This is a genomic window from Streptomyces sp. NPDC007929, from assembly GCF_042959065.1.
In the GTDB taxonomy this organism is placed as follows: Bacteria; Actinomycetota; Actinomycetes; order Streptomycetales; family Streptomycetaceae; genus Streptomyces.
In genome coordinates this window covers 405446-419995 of the sequence record NZ_JBIBKD010000005.1, presented here as the reverse complement: position 1 = coordinate 419995, position 14550 = coordinate 405446, and the positions used below count along the sequence as shown (strand labels likewise).

Below are 14550 nucleotides of genomic sequence, written 5' to 3'. Positions count from 1 at the left end.
TGATGATGGCAACCGGCGATAGGACGGCCCTATCGGCTGCCCAATTCACCTGGTTTAGCGATGAATTATGTGGCTGGTTAACGCCGCGATTCCGCTTTAGCCTCACAGAGCATGGAGCTCGAGGTGAGGCACCTCCGCGCGCTGTGCGCCATCGCCGACACCGGCAGTCTGCACCGTGCCGCCCGGCAACTGGGCGTTGCCCAGCCGTCGTTGAGCACACAACTGCGCCGTATCGAGCAGGAGCTCGGCGGCCCGCTCTTCCTGCGCTCCCACACCGGCTGCCGTCCCACCCCGCTCGGCCGCCTGGTCCTCAGCCGCGCCCGCCCGCTGATGGCCGATCTGCACCTGCTGGTCACCGAGGCCCGGGCGGCGGCCTCCGGCGGCGCCGAGCTGCGCATCGGCTCGACCGCGAGCAAGGCCCTGGCGGGCTGGCTGCGCCGGCTGCGCGCCCGTGGCCAGAACCCCAGCCTGCACATGAACGTCTCGCCCAACGCCCTGCTCCGCATGGTCGCCGACGGCCAGCTCGACGTCGCCTTCGTGCACGAGGTGGAGGGCTGCCCGCTGCGCATCCCCGTGGAACTGCGGCTGCGCGTACTGGTGGAGCGCGAACCGCAGTGCGTGTCCCTGCCCGTCGACCATCCGGCGGCCGGGAAGCCGGAGGTCGACCTGGCCGACCTGGCCGCCGACCGCTGGATGATCGACCCCACGGTCGACGGCGAATGGGACGCCGTCCAGCGGATGTTCCGCGCCGCCCGCGTCAGCCCGCACGTCCTGCACGGCGACTACCACACGGCCGACGCTCTGGTCGCGACCGGCGAGGTGGTCACCGTCTGCCAGCCGACCCGCACCCCCCGCCCCGACATGGCCGTACGCCGCATCAAGGGCGACCCGCTCGGCGTACGGCTGCTCGCCGCGGCCCGCACCGAGACCGACCTCGACGGCGTCTACCCCGCGCTGGAGGAGGCGTACGGGGAGGTGGCCCGGCAGGCACCGGCCTACCGGGACTGGCCGGAACGGGACCGGCCGGCTTCCGAGAGCCCCTTCAACCCTCCGGGAGGCCCCTTCAGCCCTCCGGGAGGCCCCTTCAAACCTCCCGGAGGACCCTTCAAACCTCCCGGAGGACCCTTCAGACCCCCGAGCCCGGCCCTCCCCTGAACCGGGCTCGTCGATCGGCTCAGACGCCGATGTCACACCCGTCGGCACGCCACACGGCCACCACCGCGGGCCGGACGTAGGTGCCCGGCCCGTCGGGCCAGACGCTGGCCGGCCGCTCCACGGACGCGCCGTCGATTTCGCCCGGGTGCTGCACGGAGACCAGAACGCGCCGGTCCTGGATGATCGGCCCGCAGGTCTCGGCCCCCTTCGGCACGGTCAGGAACTGCTTGAGCTCACCGCGCCGCTCCCCCCGCGTCGCCACCCCGAACAGCCCGTCGTGCGAACCGAGCTGGGCGCCGTCGGTGGAGATCCACAGGTTGCCGTGCGGATCGAAGGCCACGTTGTCCGGGCAGGAGATCGGGCTGACGGCCTCCTTCGGAAACCCGGCGAAGTAGGTCGCCGGGTCGTCCGGGTCACCGGCCACCAGGAACAGCGACCAGGCGAACCGGGTGCTCTCGGGCCGGTTCCACCGCTCGGTGAGCTCCAGCACGTGCCCGTGCTTGTTGGCGTTGCGCGGATTGGCCTCGTCCGCCTTCGCGCCGGAGCCGACCCCGCGGTTGGTGTTGTTGGTCAGCGCGACGTAGACCTTGCCGGTCACCGGGTTGGGCTCGATGTCCTCGGGCCGGTCCATCTTGGTCGCCCCCACCTTGTCACCGGCGAGCCGCGTGAAGACGAACACCTCCTCGGCGCTCATCCCCTCCACGTGCGAGACGGCACCCTCGGCGGTGGCGGTGGCCAGCGGGATCCACCGACCGCTCCCGTCGAACTCACCGTCGCCCGGCAGCCTGCCCGACCCGTCGATCTCGATCGCGGGGGAGTCACCGGTCAGCTGGGCGACGTACAGCGTGCCCTCGTCGAGCAGGGAGAGGTTGTGCTCCCGCGCGGAACGGGAGGAGCCGTGCCTCATCCGCTTGCTGCCGACGAACTTGTAGAAGTAGTCGAACCGCTCGTCGTCACCGGAGTAGACGACGGGCCGCCCGTCGTGCGTGAGCCGCACGGTGGCCGCCTCGTGCTTGAACCGCCCGAGTGCGGTGTGCTTACGGGGCGTGGAGTCCGGGTCGTACGGATCGAACTCCACGACGTAGCCGAACCGGTGCACCTCGTTCGGCTCCCGGGCCACGTCGAAGCGCCGGTCGAAGCGCTCCCACTTCCGCTCGCTGGCCCCGGTCCCGATCCCGTACCGCTTGTCGGTCGCCCGGCCGCTGTGGGCGAAGTACTGGTTGAAGTTCTCCTCGCCGTGCAGGGTCGTGCCCCACGGGGTGACGCCGCCGGAGCAGTTGTTGAGGGTGCCGAGCACGGTGGTGCCGTCCGGGTCGGCGGAGGTCTTCACCAGGTCGGACCCGGCGACGGGCCCGGTGAGCCGGAACGCGGTGGTGGCGGTGACCCGCCGGTTCAGCCGGTGCCGGGGGACGGCGGTGAGCCTGCCGCTCCGGCGGTCCTCCTCCACGACGACGGCGGACAGCCCGTGCGCGGCCCAGGCGACCTCGACCTGCTCACGGGTCGGGGCGGCGGGGTCGTACCCGCGGAACATCAGGATCTCGTCGGTGTACTCGTGATTGGCGACGAGCAGCTGCCGTCCGCGCTCTCCGGGCAGCGGAAGCAGGGCGAGGAAGTCGCAGTTGTACCCGAACTGCCCGGCCTGGGCCTTCGCGGTCTGCCGCTCCGGGTCGAAGGCGGGCGCACCGCGCAGGATGGGCTCGCCCCAGCGGACGACGACGTTCTGCCGGTACCCCTCCGGCACGGTCACGGCGTCGGCGGTGTTCGGCGCGACGGGCGCGAAGCGCAGCCCGCGCGCGCCGCGGCGGGTACGGGGCGCGGCGGCGGACGACGCGTCGGCAGCGGACGGTGCCGTGGCAGCGGACGGCGCTGCGGCGGCCCCGGGGGCCCGTACGAGACCGCCGGCAGCCGCCCCCGCGGCCGCAACGGTCACCACGGCCGCGCCCCGCATCATCGACCGGCGGCCGATCGCACCGGCGATCACATCCCCGACGTATGCGTTGGAGCTGGTGTTGGGCACCTCGTGGAAGCAGGCGTCACCACACCGGAAACGACAAGTCATGGCGGACCGGCCACCGGGGTGCGAACCGGACGGTGTTCCGATCAACGGCAGCAGCTTGCGCACTTTACTCTCCCCATGGATGCCCTTGGTGTCAGCGTGACCGTAGGGGCGCATGCGTGCGAGAGCCGGTCGCCCTGGTGAACAACGGCTGAACCCACGGGTGACGTACGGGGGTTGCGGAGATCAGGCCCGGCGACACCGCCGCAGGCCGGATGCCCTCTTGACAGACTGGACCTGGCACACCAGACCCTGCCCAAGATCACACAGGAGGGCCGCTAACCTTACGTGTCCGTCCTGGCCAGGGATTGACGGGCTTCAACTCACGCGAAGGGTTGCGCGCACATGGGCATTCTCACTCGGTTGCGGAACGCGTTCGGACGATCCCGCAAGTCACATACCGCCGAGGCGGAGGGTGCGACGCGTACGGCTACCGCCGGCGAGACCGGCGGCACGGAGGGCCTGACCGGCGAGGCCACGGACCACGCCCCGAAGGTCCCGTCCCCCTCCCCCGAACCGGCCCCCGCCCCGACAGCCGACGTCCCCGAGCCCCGCACCTCGGACTCCGCCACCCCCGAGCCCCCCGCCTCGGACTCCGACGAGCACGACCTCGTCTCGGCGGCCTTCGACCGTGTGGCGGTCCCGAGGCCGACACGATCGACGGAGGGGGAGCAGGAGGCTGCCGCCAAGCCGGGTACTGCGCCCGAGCCGGCGGACGCCGAGAAGCCCGAGGCCGACACGGAACCGACGGCCGCCGAGAAGCCGGCCACGGCCGAGGAACCGGCCGTTGCCGAGGAAGCGGCCGTTGTCGAGGAGCCGGCCGCTGCCGAGGAAGCGGCCGTTGCCGAGGAGCCGACGGTCGTCGAGGAGCCGGAGGCGGTGGAGCCTGCCGTGGCGGAGAAGGCCACGGTTGCGGAGGCCGCTCCGGCGACGCAGGACACGAAGGCGGACGCGAAGACGGACGCGAAGACGGAGGCCGAGCCCGAGCCGAAGACCGAGCCCGAGCCGAAGACCGAGAAGGCCCCCGAGCCCGAGCCCGAGCCCGAGCCCGAGCCCGAGTCCGAGTCCGAGGACAAGGCGCCCGCCGAAGCAAAGCCGCAGGCCAAGCCCAAGACCACAACCAAGACCACAACCAAGACCACGAAGAAGACCGCACCCGCGGCCAAGGCCGATCAGGGGACGAAGTCCAAGAAGGCCCCCGAGCCCGCGGCCGCCGACGGCGAAACCGCCCCGCAAGGGCCACCCGCACCCGACGACGAAAGCCGCACGGGTGGTGCGGGCGGGAACAAGAACACGGCCGAAGGCGAAGCCGAGGCCGCCCCCGCCCTCACCCCGGCCGCACTCAAGAAGCAGGCCCCCGCCCTCACCACCGCCTACAAGGCCGCCGCCACCACCCTCACCCGCAACAACCTCACCGGCACCCGCGCCAAGGTCTACCTCGTCCTCGACCGCTCCGCCTCCATGCGCCCGTACTACAAGGACGGCTCAGCCCAGGCCCTGGCCGAACAGACCCTCGCCCTCGCCGCGCACCTCGACCCCGAGGCCACCGTCCCGGTCGTCTTCTTCTCCACCGAGCTCGACGGAACCGGCGAGATCACCCTCACCGACCACGAGAACAAGATCGACGACCTGCACGCCGGCCTCGGCCGCATGGGCCGCACCAGCTACCACGCAGCCGTGGAAGCCGTCCTCGCCCACCACGACAAGACCGCCCCGGCCCCCACGACCCCCGCCCTCGTGATCTTCCAGACAGACGGCGCCCCGGACGCGAAGACCCCGGCCACCCAGGCCCTCACCGACGCCGCCAAGACCCACCCCACCGTCTTCTTCTCCTTCGTCGCCTTCGGAGACCCGGAGAACAAGGCGTTCGACTACCTCCGCAAGCTCAAGACCCCCAACACGTCCCACTTCCTCGCCGGCGAAACCCCCCGCGAGCTCACGGACAAGGAGCTCTACGAGGGCGTACTGGCGAACTGGCGCCCGTAGGGCACGCCACCACCCCCACACGCCCCACCCCGCGCCGCCCGCGTCCCACCCCGCAAAAGGGGAGGCGGGCGGCGTACCCATGTCAGCTACGATTTCAAGGTTCGTAGACGACCGAGACCACGAGATCGTCACCCCGCGTAGCGACTTGGGAGCAGCCCGCGATGGCTCGACACCTCATCACCAGCGCCCTTCCGTACATCAACGGGATCAAGCACCTGGGCAACATGGTGGGGTCCATGCTCCCGGCGGACGTCTACTCCCGTTACCTGCGCCAGCGCGGCCACCAGGTCCTCTACATCTGCGCGACGGACGAGCACGGCACCCCCGCCGAGCTGGCCGCCAAGGAGCAGGGCATCCCGGTGGACGAGTTCTGCACGGACGCCCACCACCAGCAGAAGGCGATCTACGACGGCTTCAACCTGGCCTTCGACTACTTCGGGCGCAGCTCCTCCCCGCAGAACCACGAGATCACCCAGGAGATCGCCCGCGAGCTGAAGGCGAACGGCTTCATCGAGGAGCGTTCGATCCGCCAGGTGTACTCGATCGCCGACGGCCGCTTCCTGCCCGACCGCTACATCATCGGCACCTGCCCGCACTGCGGCTACGACAAGGCCCGCGGCGACCAGTGCGAGAACTGCACGCGCGTCCTGGACCCGACCGACCTCATCGACGCCCGCTCCGCGATCAGCGGCAGCAGCGACCTGGAGGTCCGCGAGACCAAGCACCTGTTCCTCCTGCAGTCGGTGCTGGCCGGCGAGGTCGAGGCGTGGGTCGACGAGCGGGCGGAGAACTGGCCCGTCCTCGCCTCCTCCATCGCCCGCAAGTGGCTGACGGAGGGCCTGCACGACCGCGCGATCACCCGTGACCTGGACTGGGGCGTCCCGGTCCCGGCCGACACCTGGCCGGACCTCGCCGCCGAGGGCAAGGTCTTCTACGTCTGGTTCGACGCCCCGATCGAGTACATCGGCGCGACGAAGGAGTGGGCGGACCAGGACCCGGAGAACCGCGACTGGCGCTCGTGGTGGTGGGAGTCGGACGCGAACGTCCACTACACGCAGTTCATGGGCAAGGACAACGTCCCCTTCCACAGCGTGATGTTCCCGGCGACGCTGCTGGGCACCCGCGCCCCGTGGAAGAAGGTCGACGTCATCAAGGCCTTCAACTGGCTGAACTACTACGGCGGCAAGTTCTCCACGTCCCAGCGCCGGGGCGTCTTCACGCACGACGCGCTCGACATCCTGCCCGCCGACTACTGGCGCTACTTCATGATGGCGAACGCCCCGGAGTCGGACGACTCGTCGTTCACCTGGGAGCACTTCACCGCGACGGTGAACAAGGACCTGGCCGACACCCTCGGCAACTTCGTCAACCGCGTGCTGTCCTTCTCCAAGAAGCGCTTCGGCGAGGAGGTCCCGGCGGGCGCCGAGCCCGGTGAGGCGGAGGCGAAGCTGGGCGAGGAGATCGCGCGGCTGCTCGCGGAGTACGAGGCCCAGATGGAGGCCATCCAGTTCCGCAAGGCGGCGGCCGCGCTGCGCGCCCTGTGGTCGGCGGGCAACTCCTACCTGGAGGAGAAGGCCCCCTGGCTGGAGATCAAGACCAACCCGGAGGGCGCCGCGCTCACCCTGCGCACGGCGATGAACCTGATCCACCTCTACGCGGTGGTCTCCGAGCCGTTCATCCCGACGTCGGCGAAGAAGATGCGTGAGGCGTTCTCCCTGAAGGACGACACCGCGCTCTGGGCCACCGCGGACGAGGCCCGCTCCCTCACCGCCGTCCCGGCCGGTACTCCCTTCACCATCCCCCCGGTCCTGTTCGCCAAGCTCACGGACGAGGACCTGGAGTCGTATAAGGAGCGCTTCGGCGGCGAACCGGCCGCGTAACCGGCGTAACGCGCTCGCTACAGCACGGGGCCCGGGAGAACGAGAGCCTTCTCCCGGGCCCCGTGCTTTGCGAAGATCCCCTCAGGACGGCCACGAAGGCCGCCCCGACTCGACCAGGGGGAACACATGGCACTCTTCGGCAACGCACACACCGTGAACCCGCAGACGGCCCAGCAGGACTACGCCCGCCTCCTCGGCCACGGCGAACAGGTCCACGCGGCGTTCCTCCTCATCCGCGACACCATCCTCTTCACCGACCGCCGCCTGATCCTGATCGACAAGCAGGGCATCACCGGCAAGAAGGTCGAATACCACTCGGTCCCGTACCGCAGCATCACCCACTTCGCCGTGGAGACGGCCGGCACCTTCGACCTGGACGCCGAACTGAAGATCTGGATCTCCGGGACCCCGACCCCGATCGAGAAGACGTTCACCAAGGGCGTCGACATCTACGAGGTCCAGGCGATCCTGACTCAGTTCGTGGCGAGGTAGGGCAAGAAGTCCGCCCAGGCACCGGGCGCGATCGCCAGACGGGGCCCTTCGACGTTCTTGGAGTCGCGAACGTGCACGGTGCCGGGGGTGACGGCAAGCTCAACGCAGGAGTTGCCGTCGTTGCCACTGCTGTAGCTGCTCTTGAACCACACCAGCCCAGAGGCGTCCCCAGCGGTGCTCTTGCCGATCATGTCTCTCCCAGCAGTTGCTCGATGAAGGCCAGCGACTCCCGTGGTGAGAGTGCTTGGGCCCGGATGGTGCCATACCGCAGCTCAAGGACGCGCAGGTGTTTCGGATCGGAGGTCGGCCGACCGCTGAACGCACCATCGGAGCGTCCCACGGCGGAACCGTCCGCGAACTTCAGCAGTTCGATCTTGCCGTCCATGCCGGAGTGGGTTTCACAGTTCAACGGCATCACCTGAAGAACGACGTTGTGTAGCCCCGCCACCTCCAACAAGCGTTCGAGCTGCTGACGCCACACCATTGTGCCCCCGATCGGACGACGCAGAGCCGCCTCTTCCAGGACGAAGCTGAGCGCAGGTGCGGGATTACGGTCGTAGATCGACGCACGAGCCACACGCGCGGCCACCATGCGCTCCACCTCGTCCGGAGAGTACGGAGGTTGCATGGCCTCGAACAGCGCCGTCGCATGGCCTGGGACCTGCAGCAGACCGTTGATGCCGTTGCTCTCGTAGACGGCGACCTCTACCGCCTGCGACTCCAGCTTGGCCAGTTCCCGAACCCTCTTCGGATACCGGACCTTCTTCACGTCCTCCCAAGCCGCCGCTACGAGCCCACCCGCTCCCAACACCTCGTCGGACTTGTCCAGGTACTCCTGGCGGGGAATCCGCTTCCCGCCCTCGACCTTGTAGACGAGGTCTTCCCCGTACCCGACCGCCACCGCGAAGTCGGCGACCCGCAGCCCCACCGCCTCCCGCCGCAGCCTCAACTGCCGCCCTACTGTCGCGAGAACGGCCACGCCCCACTCGTCGTCGGGGTCCACCTCCCACCCCGGCTCGTCCGCCTCGGTCCGGAGCCGTACCGCCTCGCCGTCCACCGACATACCGCACCCCTCTGCCGTACCGCCGTGCCGTAACGCCCCTACCCGTAGGTCTGTCTCCGACGGTCCGGACAACGGCCGACAAGCCTCGGACAGTCACCCTACGTATCAGCACTGTCACTGTTCACAGTAAGCACGCGCCGCCACGCTCAGTGACGTGAACCAGGAAAAGTCCACCCAACTTCTCTCGCCCACCGACCACTTCAGCGTCCTGCTGTCGTCCACGCCACGCGGCGCCCGACTCGCCCGGCTCCTCGCCACGGACTGGATGCGCACGTTCGGCCTGCCTCACCGCGTCGCCGAGGCCGCCGAGCACCTCGTCGCCGAACTCGCCGCGAACGCCGCCACCCACGGACGCCTCCCCGGACGCGACTTCCGCCTCGTGCTCCTGAGCGCCCCGGCGACCCTCCGCATCGAGGTCACGGACACCCGCGCTGACGACCTCCCCCGCAACCGCCCGCCAACCCCCGACGCAGAGTCCGGACGCGGCCTCCTCCTCGTCGAGGCCCTCGCCGACCGCTGGGGCGTGCAGCTCGGGCCGGCACCCCGCAAAACCGTATGGGCAGAACTCGACCTACCGCGCACCTGACCAGCGGAAACAACACACGCACCGGAACCTCACCGCCTGCGCTCCGGTGCCACGGGCGATCTCCCCCAAGGAACACGAGAGAGAAAGAAACCGCACCAAGCCCCACCCCTCCCGCCCACGGCACACGCTCACTCGCCCGAGTGAACATCACCAACTGAGCTGGATTCGCGGCAGGTTGCCTGCCCTACGCTCAGCTCAGCTCAGCACCCCGAAAACGCAACGGCCCTCGCAGGGACTGGCATCCCAGTGCGAGGGCCTGACCACCAAGGAAGAAACCCCTTCCCGATGGACACCCAAAACCCTAGCGTGCACCCCCACGCTCAGTCCCGTAACAGCGGGAAAAACCACCCCTCCAGGCCCGCCCGCGCGAAGGGGCACCCCGGCGGGGTCATCCACGACAACACCCGCCACACCACCCGATTCACGGTGGTCGGCAACCACCTCACCCAGCACCCGGACCTGTCGCTGCTGGCGATCGGACTGGCCTGCCACATCCAGTCGCTGCCCACCGGCGCAGCCATCGACATCAAGACCCTCGCCGCCCGCTTCCCCGAGGGCACGAACCGGATCTCCGCCGCCCTGCGGGAGCTGGAGACCCACGGCTACCTGCGCCGCACCCGCCAGCGCACACCGGCCGGCCGGATCGTGACACGCACCGTCTCCTGCAACCAGCCGGGCAGCCGACGCGACGCCACATCCGAAAAGATCGAGGCAGCGCCCCGGCCCCCGGCCCGCCTAACAGCCACCGCCCCGCAGCGGGAACCGGTACGCCGCCGCGCCCTGCCCCCCGTGCCGAAACCCGCATACGCCTCCCCCACCCTGCTCCTGACAGCCACCGAGATCCTGGCCGGCCTCCGCCGCACGGACCCCCGCCTGCTGCTCTCCGCCACCGACGCCGAACACCTCGCCCCCGGTGTGGTCGCCTGGCTGGAACGGGACCTGACCCTCACCGCCGTACGCCACGCCCTGACCACCGACCTGCCACCGGAGCCCCTGCGCCGCCCCGCCGCCCTCCTGGCCCACCGCCTCACCGCCGAGCTCCCGCCCCTGCCGCCGTTCCGCACCCCCGAGCCACCCCCGCCCGTCCGGCACCCACTCCGCAACTGCGACACCTGCGACCGCGGCTATCGCGGCCCCGACCCACGCACCTGCCGGGACTGCGGCGAACTCCGGCAACCGACGCCCACGGCCGCCTGACGAGTCGGCCACGACCCGGCGCCGCTGAAGATCGGCGCCCTTTCCCTTCCTTGTCACCTCCCCCTTCAGAGGACTCCGCATGGTCAGCTCGCCCCACGAGGCGATGCACCGCATCTTCCAGCAGTATCCGGGCCTCTTCTCCGGGGTGTCCGAGGTCCTCGGCATCGATGTCCCCCCGCCCACCTCGGTCACCGTCCTACCCAACGACCTCACCGAGGCCAGCCCCGTCGAACGCCGCGTGGACACTCTCCTGCGGCTGGACACGGAGGACGGTGAACCGCTGCTCCTCGCGGTCGAGGCCCAGGGCGGGAAAGACCCCGACAAGCCCGCCAGCTGGGCGTACTACGCCTCGTACCTACTCACGAAGTACCGACTGCAGCCGCTGCTGCTGGTCGTCTGCCAGGACCGCGCCACGGCGGAATGGGCCGCGCGCGAGGTCAGCTTCGGCCCTCGCCAGTGGCCCCTGCTGACCCTGCGGCCACTCGTCGCCGGACCGCACAACATGCCGGTGATCACCGACCCGGCCGGAGTCCGCAAGGACCTCGCCCTCGCCACGCTGTGCGCGATCACCCACGCCAGGCATCCGGACGCCGGGGTCATACTGAAATCGATGACGACCGTTCTGCGGGACACACCGCGGAGCATCGCCGACCCGATCATCGAACTCATCGCACAAGGCCTGGGCAAGCACCCGGCCGCACGACTGTGGAGGAAACTGGTGGCCGTGGACCTCTCCTTTTACAAGTCACCCCTCTCCGAGGAAATCCGCGACGAGGGCCGAGCCGAAGGCGTGGCCCGACGCGCCGCCGAGGACGTCCTGGACATCCTGGACGTGCGCGGCATCGACGTCCCCGACGCGGTCCGGGACCGCATCACCGGCTGCGGCGACCCCGAGATCCTGCGCCACTGGCATCGGCGTGCCGTCACAGCCCCGACGGCCGAAGACATCTTCACGGACGAGTAGCCCCGGACCATCAGAGAGGCGGACCCGGTTCGCAGACCCCCCGCAGGCCGGGCGGGGAAAGGTGTACGTGAATGTGGGGCGGACGACTTGTACGCGTCCGCCCCACCCGTCTTCCTCAGCTCGCCGAAGCCGACGCCGAGGCGCCCGGCTGGACCGCGTCCCCCGTGCCGTCCTGCGTGGCCTCAGGGTCGACGCCCATGGTGAGCGTGGCGACGACGCCCTTCGCGATGGCGCCCTTCTTGTACGTTAGCTTCAGCAGGCCGCCCTCGGTGCCGTTGCCCGGGTAGATGCTGTCCTCGTCGAGGGTGGTGCGGGTGGTGGTGTTGGTGGAGTACGGCGCGACCTCGGCCGTGGCCAGCACAGACGCCTCGTCGAAGAAGAGCTGCCCGGTGTGGCAGGTCGTGCCGCCCTCGTAGCCCGCGTCGGTCCAGGTGCCGTTCACATGCACCTTGGTGTGGATGTGCACGCAACGCCCCTGGTACCAGCCGGGGAAGACCGTGCGGAACACGACCTCGCCCTTGCGGTCCGTCCGCCACGTGCCCCGCAGGTAGCGCTCGTCGTCGGTGGGCTCCTCGTGCCCACCACCGCCGCCTCCGCCTCCCGGAGGCGCGCCCGTAGGGGTTCCGGTCGGCGTACCGGAGGGCGTACCGGACGGTGGTGTACCGCCACCGCCCCCTCCACCGCCCCCGCTGCCCATCGACTCGTACCCGGAGTACACGCCCAGCGCGTTGCAGTGCCAGATGTCGACGGCGGCGTTCGCGAGGGGCTCGCAGGTGCCGGCGTCGATCACCTTCAGACGCAGGGTGAGCGGAATGCCTTCCTGGTCCTCGGTGATGTTCCGGCGGAGCTTGTCCGCGTCGATGTAGTAGGGGCCTTCGGTCGTCTCGGAGGTCAGTTTGTAGCAGGCCTCACCCGAGGTTCCCGCCGTCTTCTCTTTGCCGACCGTCTTCCCCTTGCCCGCCGTCGTCCTCTCGCCGGCGAAGGCGCCCGCGGCGAACGCGCCGCCGACACCCGCCGCCACCACCGCACCGGCGGCCGCGGCGACGACCTTGCGGCGTGTCAGGTCCCTTTTGTGTTGCGGCCCTTGGGCCGTCTCCTGTCCCGTCATGGGAAGGGAAGCTACGGAGCGCGGCTGTCAGGAGCCTGGGGGAGAGCTGGGCAAGAGCCCTGGACGCGAAAGTGGCTCGGAACCGGCGACGGTTCCGAGCCACTCATGCCAGATCGGCTACTTCGGCTGCGGCTTGCGCACCGACAGGTGCAGCTCCTTCAGCCGGGCCTCCTCCAGCTCCGTCGGTGCGCCCATCATCAGGTCCTGGGCGTTGCCGTTGAGCGGGAAGGCGATGGTCTCGCGGATGTTGGGCTCGTCGGCGAGCAGCATGACGATGCGGTCGACGCCCGGGGCGATGCCGCCGTGCGGCGGGGCACCGAAGCGGAAGGCGCGCAGCATGCCCGCGAACTTCTCCTCGACGGTCTCGCGGTCGTACCCGGCGATCTCGAAGGCCTTGAGCATGATCTCCGGCTCGTGGTTCCGGATCGCGCCGGAGGACAGCTCGACGCCGTTGCAGACGATGTCGTACTGCCAGCCCAGGATGTCCAGCGGGTCCTGGGTCTCCAGGGCCTCCAGTCCGCCCTGCGGCATGGAGAACGGGTTGTGCGAGAAGTCGATCGCGCCCGTCTCCTCGTCCTTCTCGTACATCGGGAAGTCGACGATCCAGCAAAACCGGAAGACGTTCTCCTCGAAGTGCCCGGCACGCTTGGCGGCCTCGACCCGGACCGCGCCCATGATCTTGGAGACCTCGTCGAACTCGCCCGCGCCGAAGAACACCGCGTGACCGGCGGCCAGCGACAGGCGCTTGGTCAGCTCGGCGACGTTCTCCTCGGTGAGGAACTTCGCGATCGGGCCGGACAGCGAACCGTCCTCGGCCACCCGCACCCAGGCCAGGCCCTTCGCGCCCTGCGCGACCGCGAAGTCACCGAGCTGGTCGAAGAACTTGCGGGGCTGCGCGGAGACGTCCGGCACGGGCAGCGCACGCACGTGCTTGCCGGCGAACGCCTTGAACTCCGAGCCCTCGAAGATGTCGGTGATGTCGACGAGTTCGAGCTGGGCGCGCAGGTCGGGCTTGTCGGAGCCGTACTTCAGCATCGCCTCGCGGAACGGGATCCGCGGGAACGGCGAGGTGACGTGACGGCCACCGCCGAACTCCTCGAACAGCTCGGTCATGAGCTGCTCGATCGGCCGGAACACGTCCTCCTGCTCGACGAAGCTCATCTCGACGTCGAGCTGGTAGAACTCGCCCGGCGAGCGGTCGGCGCGGGCGTCCTCGTCGCGGAAGCAGGGCGCGATCTGGAAGTAGCGGTCGAAGCCGGAGATCATCAGCAGCTGCTTGAACTGCTGCGGCGCCTGGGGCAGGGCGTAGAACTTGCCCGGGTTCAGACGGGAGGGGACGACGAAGTCGCGGGCGCCCTCGGGAGAGGTCGCGGACAGGATCGGCGTCGCCATCTCGTTGAACCCGAGAGCGACCATCTTCGAGCGGATCGAGGCGATCACCGACGACCGCAGCATGATGTTCTTGTGCATGCGCTCGCGGCGCAGGTCCAGGAAGCGGTACTCAAGGCGCCGCTCCTCGTTGACCCCGTCCTCGGTGTTGATCGTGAACGGCAGCGGGGCGGCCGCGCCGAGCAGCTCGACCTCGCCGACCTCGACCTCGACCTCACCGGTCGGCAGCTCGGGGTTGATGTTCTCCGCGCCCCGGGAGACGACCTTGCCGTCGACCCGGACGGTCGACTCCTTGGAGAGCTTGTCGAGGGCCTCGTAGGCGGGGGTCCCGGGACGGGCCACGAGCTGCGTGATGCCGTAGTGATCGCGCAGATCGATGAAGAGGATGCCGCCCAGGTCGCGCCGATTGTGCAGCCAGCCACTCAGCCGGACGTCGCTGCCGACGTCAGAGGAGCGGAGCTCGCCGCAGGTGTGGGACCTGTACCGATGCATCGTCGTTCATCCAGTCTTCGCTGATCGGGGTCTGTGTTTCACGTGAAACGCCTCCCCAGCGTACCGGGCAGGCGAAGATCGGCTCTCCACAGTTATGGATCGGGCACACGGCGATGGATCTCCGCACCGGCACGCGCCGCCGTTCGGGCACACGTGCGCTATCGGTGGCAGCGTTCGACGGC

General features: G+C 69.7%; 12 protein-coding genes. 7 read left to right on the top strand and 5 right to left on the bottom strand.

Features of this window, described 5'->3' with window-relative positions; all coding sequences use genetic code 11:
* Positions 1-111 precede the first annotated feature (111 nt).
* A complete protein-coding gene (locus ACFZDE_RS19335; protein WP_391200963.1) occupies positions 112-1155 on the top strand; it encodes a LysR family transcriptional regulator in 1044 nt (347 codons plus the stop codon).
* 19 nt (positions 1156-1174) lie between these two features.
* Here ACFZDE_RS19335 and ACFZDE_RS19330 read toward each other — a convergent pair whose 3' ends face one another.
* On the bottom strand, positions 1175-3277 hold the full coding sequence (locus ACFZDE_RS19330; protein ID WP_391200960.1) for an alkaline phosphatase PhoX: 2103 nt from the start codon (positions 3275-3277) through the stop codon (positions 1175-1177).
* A gap of 279 nt (positions 3278-3556) precedes the next feature.
* Here ACFZDE_RS19330 and ACFZDE_RS19325 point away from each other — a divergent pair, with 279 nt between their 5' ends.
* The 3 genes from ACFZDE_RS19325 to ACFZDE_RS19315 all read left to right on the top strand — a co-directional run bounded on the left by ACFZDE_RS19325 (position 3557) and on the right by ACFZDE_RS19315 (position 7569).
* On the top strand, positions 3557-5197 hold the full coding sequence (locus ACFZDE_RS19325; protein ID WP_391200957.1) for a VWA domain-containing protein: 1641 nt from the start codon (positions 3557-3559) through the stop codon (positions 5195-5197).
* A 161-nt stretch (positions 5198-5358) separates the two neighbouring features.
* Positions 5359-7077: a methionine--tRNA ligase gene (gene metG, locus ACFZDE_RS19320; RefSeq protein WP_391200955.1), complete on the top strand. Its 1719-nt coding sequence runs from the start codon at positions 5359-5361 to the stop codon at positions 7075-7077.
* Positions 7078-7203: 126 nt separating this feature from the next.
* Positions 7204-7569, top strand: a complete 366-nt coding sequence (locus ACFZDE_RS19315) for a PH domain-containing protein (RefSeq protein WP_390998766.1) — start codon at positions 7204-7206, stop codon at positions 7567-7569.
* Here the strand turns inward: ACFZDE_RS19315 and ACFZDE_RS19310 are convergent.
* Positions 7551-7760: a DUF397 domain-containing protein gene (locus ACFZDE_RS19310; protein ID WP_391200953.1), complete on the bottom strand. Its 210-nt coding sequence runs from the start codon at positions 7758-7760 to the stop codon at positions 7551-7553. The genes ACFZDE_RS19315 and ACFZDE_RS19310 overlap by 19 nt on opposite strands.
* Positions 7757-8632, bottom strand: a complete 876-nt coding sequence (locus tag ACFZDE_RS19305; protein WP_391200951.1) for a Scr1 family TA system antitoxin-like transcriptional regulator — start codon at positions 8630-8632, stop codon at positions 7757-7759. Before ACFZDE_RS19305 ends, ACFZDE_RS19310 begins: the two co-directional genes overlap by 4 nt.
* 154 nt (positions 8633-8786) lie before the next feature.
* Between ACFZDE_RS19305 and ACFZDE_RS19300 the strand changes: the two genes are divergently transcribed.
* The 3 genes from ACFZDE_RS19300 to ACFZDE_RS19290 all read left to right on the top strand — a co-directional run bounded on the left by ACFZDE_RS19300 (position 8787) and on the right by ACFZDE_RS19290 (position 11379).
* Positions 8787-9218, top strand: a complete 432-nt coding sequence (locus ACFZDE_RS19300) for an ATP-binding protein (protein WP_391200949.1) — start codon at positions 8787-8789, stop codon at positions 9216-9218.
* A gap of 285 nt (positions 9219-9503) precedes the next feature.
* Positions 9504-10415, top strand: a complete 912-nt coding sequence (locus ACFZDE_RS19295; RefSeq protein ID WP_391200946.1) for a helix-turn-helix domain-containing protein — start codon at positions 9504-9506, stop codon at positions 10413-10415.
* A gap of 79 nt (positions 10416-10494) precedes the next feature.
* On the top strand, positions 10495-11379 hold the full coding sequence (locus ACFZDE_RS19290) for a hypothetical protein (protein WP_390998752.1): 885 nt from the start codon (positions 10495-10497) through the stop codon (positions 11377-11379).
* 115 nt (positions 11380-11494) lie between these two features.
* Here the strand turns inward: ACFZDE_RS19290 and ACFZDE_RS19285 are convergent, their stop codons facing one another.
* Together ACFZDE_RS19285 and aspS are read right to left on the bottom strand one after the other, a co-directional pair.
* Positions 11495-12487: an intradiol ring-cleavage dioxygenase gene (locus tag ACFZDE_RS19285; RefSeq protein ID WP_390998749.1), complete on the bottom strand. Its 993-nt coding sequence runs from the start codon at positions 12485-12487 to the stop codon at positions 11495-11497.
* A 117-nt stretch (positions 12488-12604) separates the two neighbouring features.
* On the bottom strand, positions 12605-14368 hold the full coding sequence (gene aspS / locus ACFZDE_RS19280; RefSeq protein WP_391200944.1) for an aspartate--tRNA ligase: 1764 nt from the start codon (positions 14366-14368) through the stop codon (positions 12605-12607).
* Between the last annotated feature and the right edge of the window lie 182 nt (positions 14369-14550).

Excerpts from the sequence above, each read along its gene's own strand:
- ACFZDE_RS19335 (WP_391200963.1), top strand. The coding sequence starts at position 112 with ATGGAGCTCGAGGTGAGGCACCTCCGCGCGCTGTGCGCCATCGCCGAC.
- ACFZDE_RS19325 (WP_391200957.1), top strand. The coding sequence starts at position 3,557 with ATGGGCATTCTCACTCGGTTGCGGAACGCGTTCGGACGATCCCGCAAG.
- metG (WP_391200955.1), top strand. The coding sequence starts at position 5,359 with ATGGCTCGACACCTCATCACCAGCGCCCTTCCGTACATCAACGGGATC.
- ACFZDE_RS19315 (WP_390998766.1), top strand. The coding sequence starts at position 7,204 with ATGGCACTCTTCGGCAACGCACACACCGTGAACCCGCAGACGGCCCAG.
- ACFZDE_RS19310 (WP_391200953.1), bottom strand. The coding sequence starts at position 7,760 with ATGATCGGCAAGAGCACCGCTGGGGACGCCTCTGGGCTGGTGTGGTTC.
- ACFZDE_RS19305 (WP_391200951.1), bottom strand. The coding sequence starts at position 8,632 with ATGTCGGTGGACGGCGAGGCGGTACGGCTCCGGACCGAGGCGGACGAG.
- ACFZDE_RS19295 (WP_391200946.1), top strand. The coding sequence starts at position 9,504 with ATGGACACCCAAAACCCTAGCGTGCACCCCCACGCTCAGTCCCGTAAC.
- ACFZDE_RS19290 (WP_390998752.1), top strand. The coding sequence starts at position 10,495 with ATGGTCAGCTCGCCCCACGAGGCGATGCACCGCATCTTCCAGCAGTAT.
- ACFZDE_RS19285 (WP_390998749.1), bottom strand. The coding sequence starts at position 12,487 with ATGACGGGACAGGAGACGGCCCAAGGGCCGCAACACAAAAGGGACCTG.
- aspS (WP_391200944.1), bottom strand. The coding sequence starts at position 14,368 with ATGCATCGGTACAGGTCCCACACCTGCGGCGAGCTCCGCTCCTCTGAC.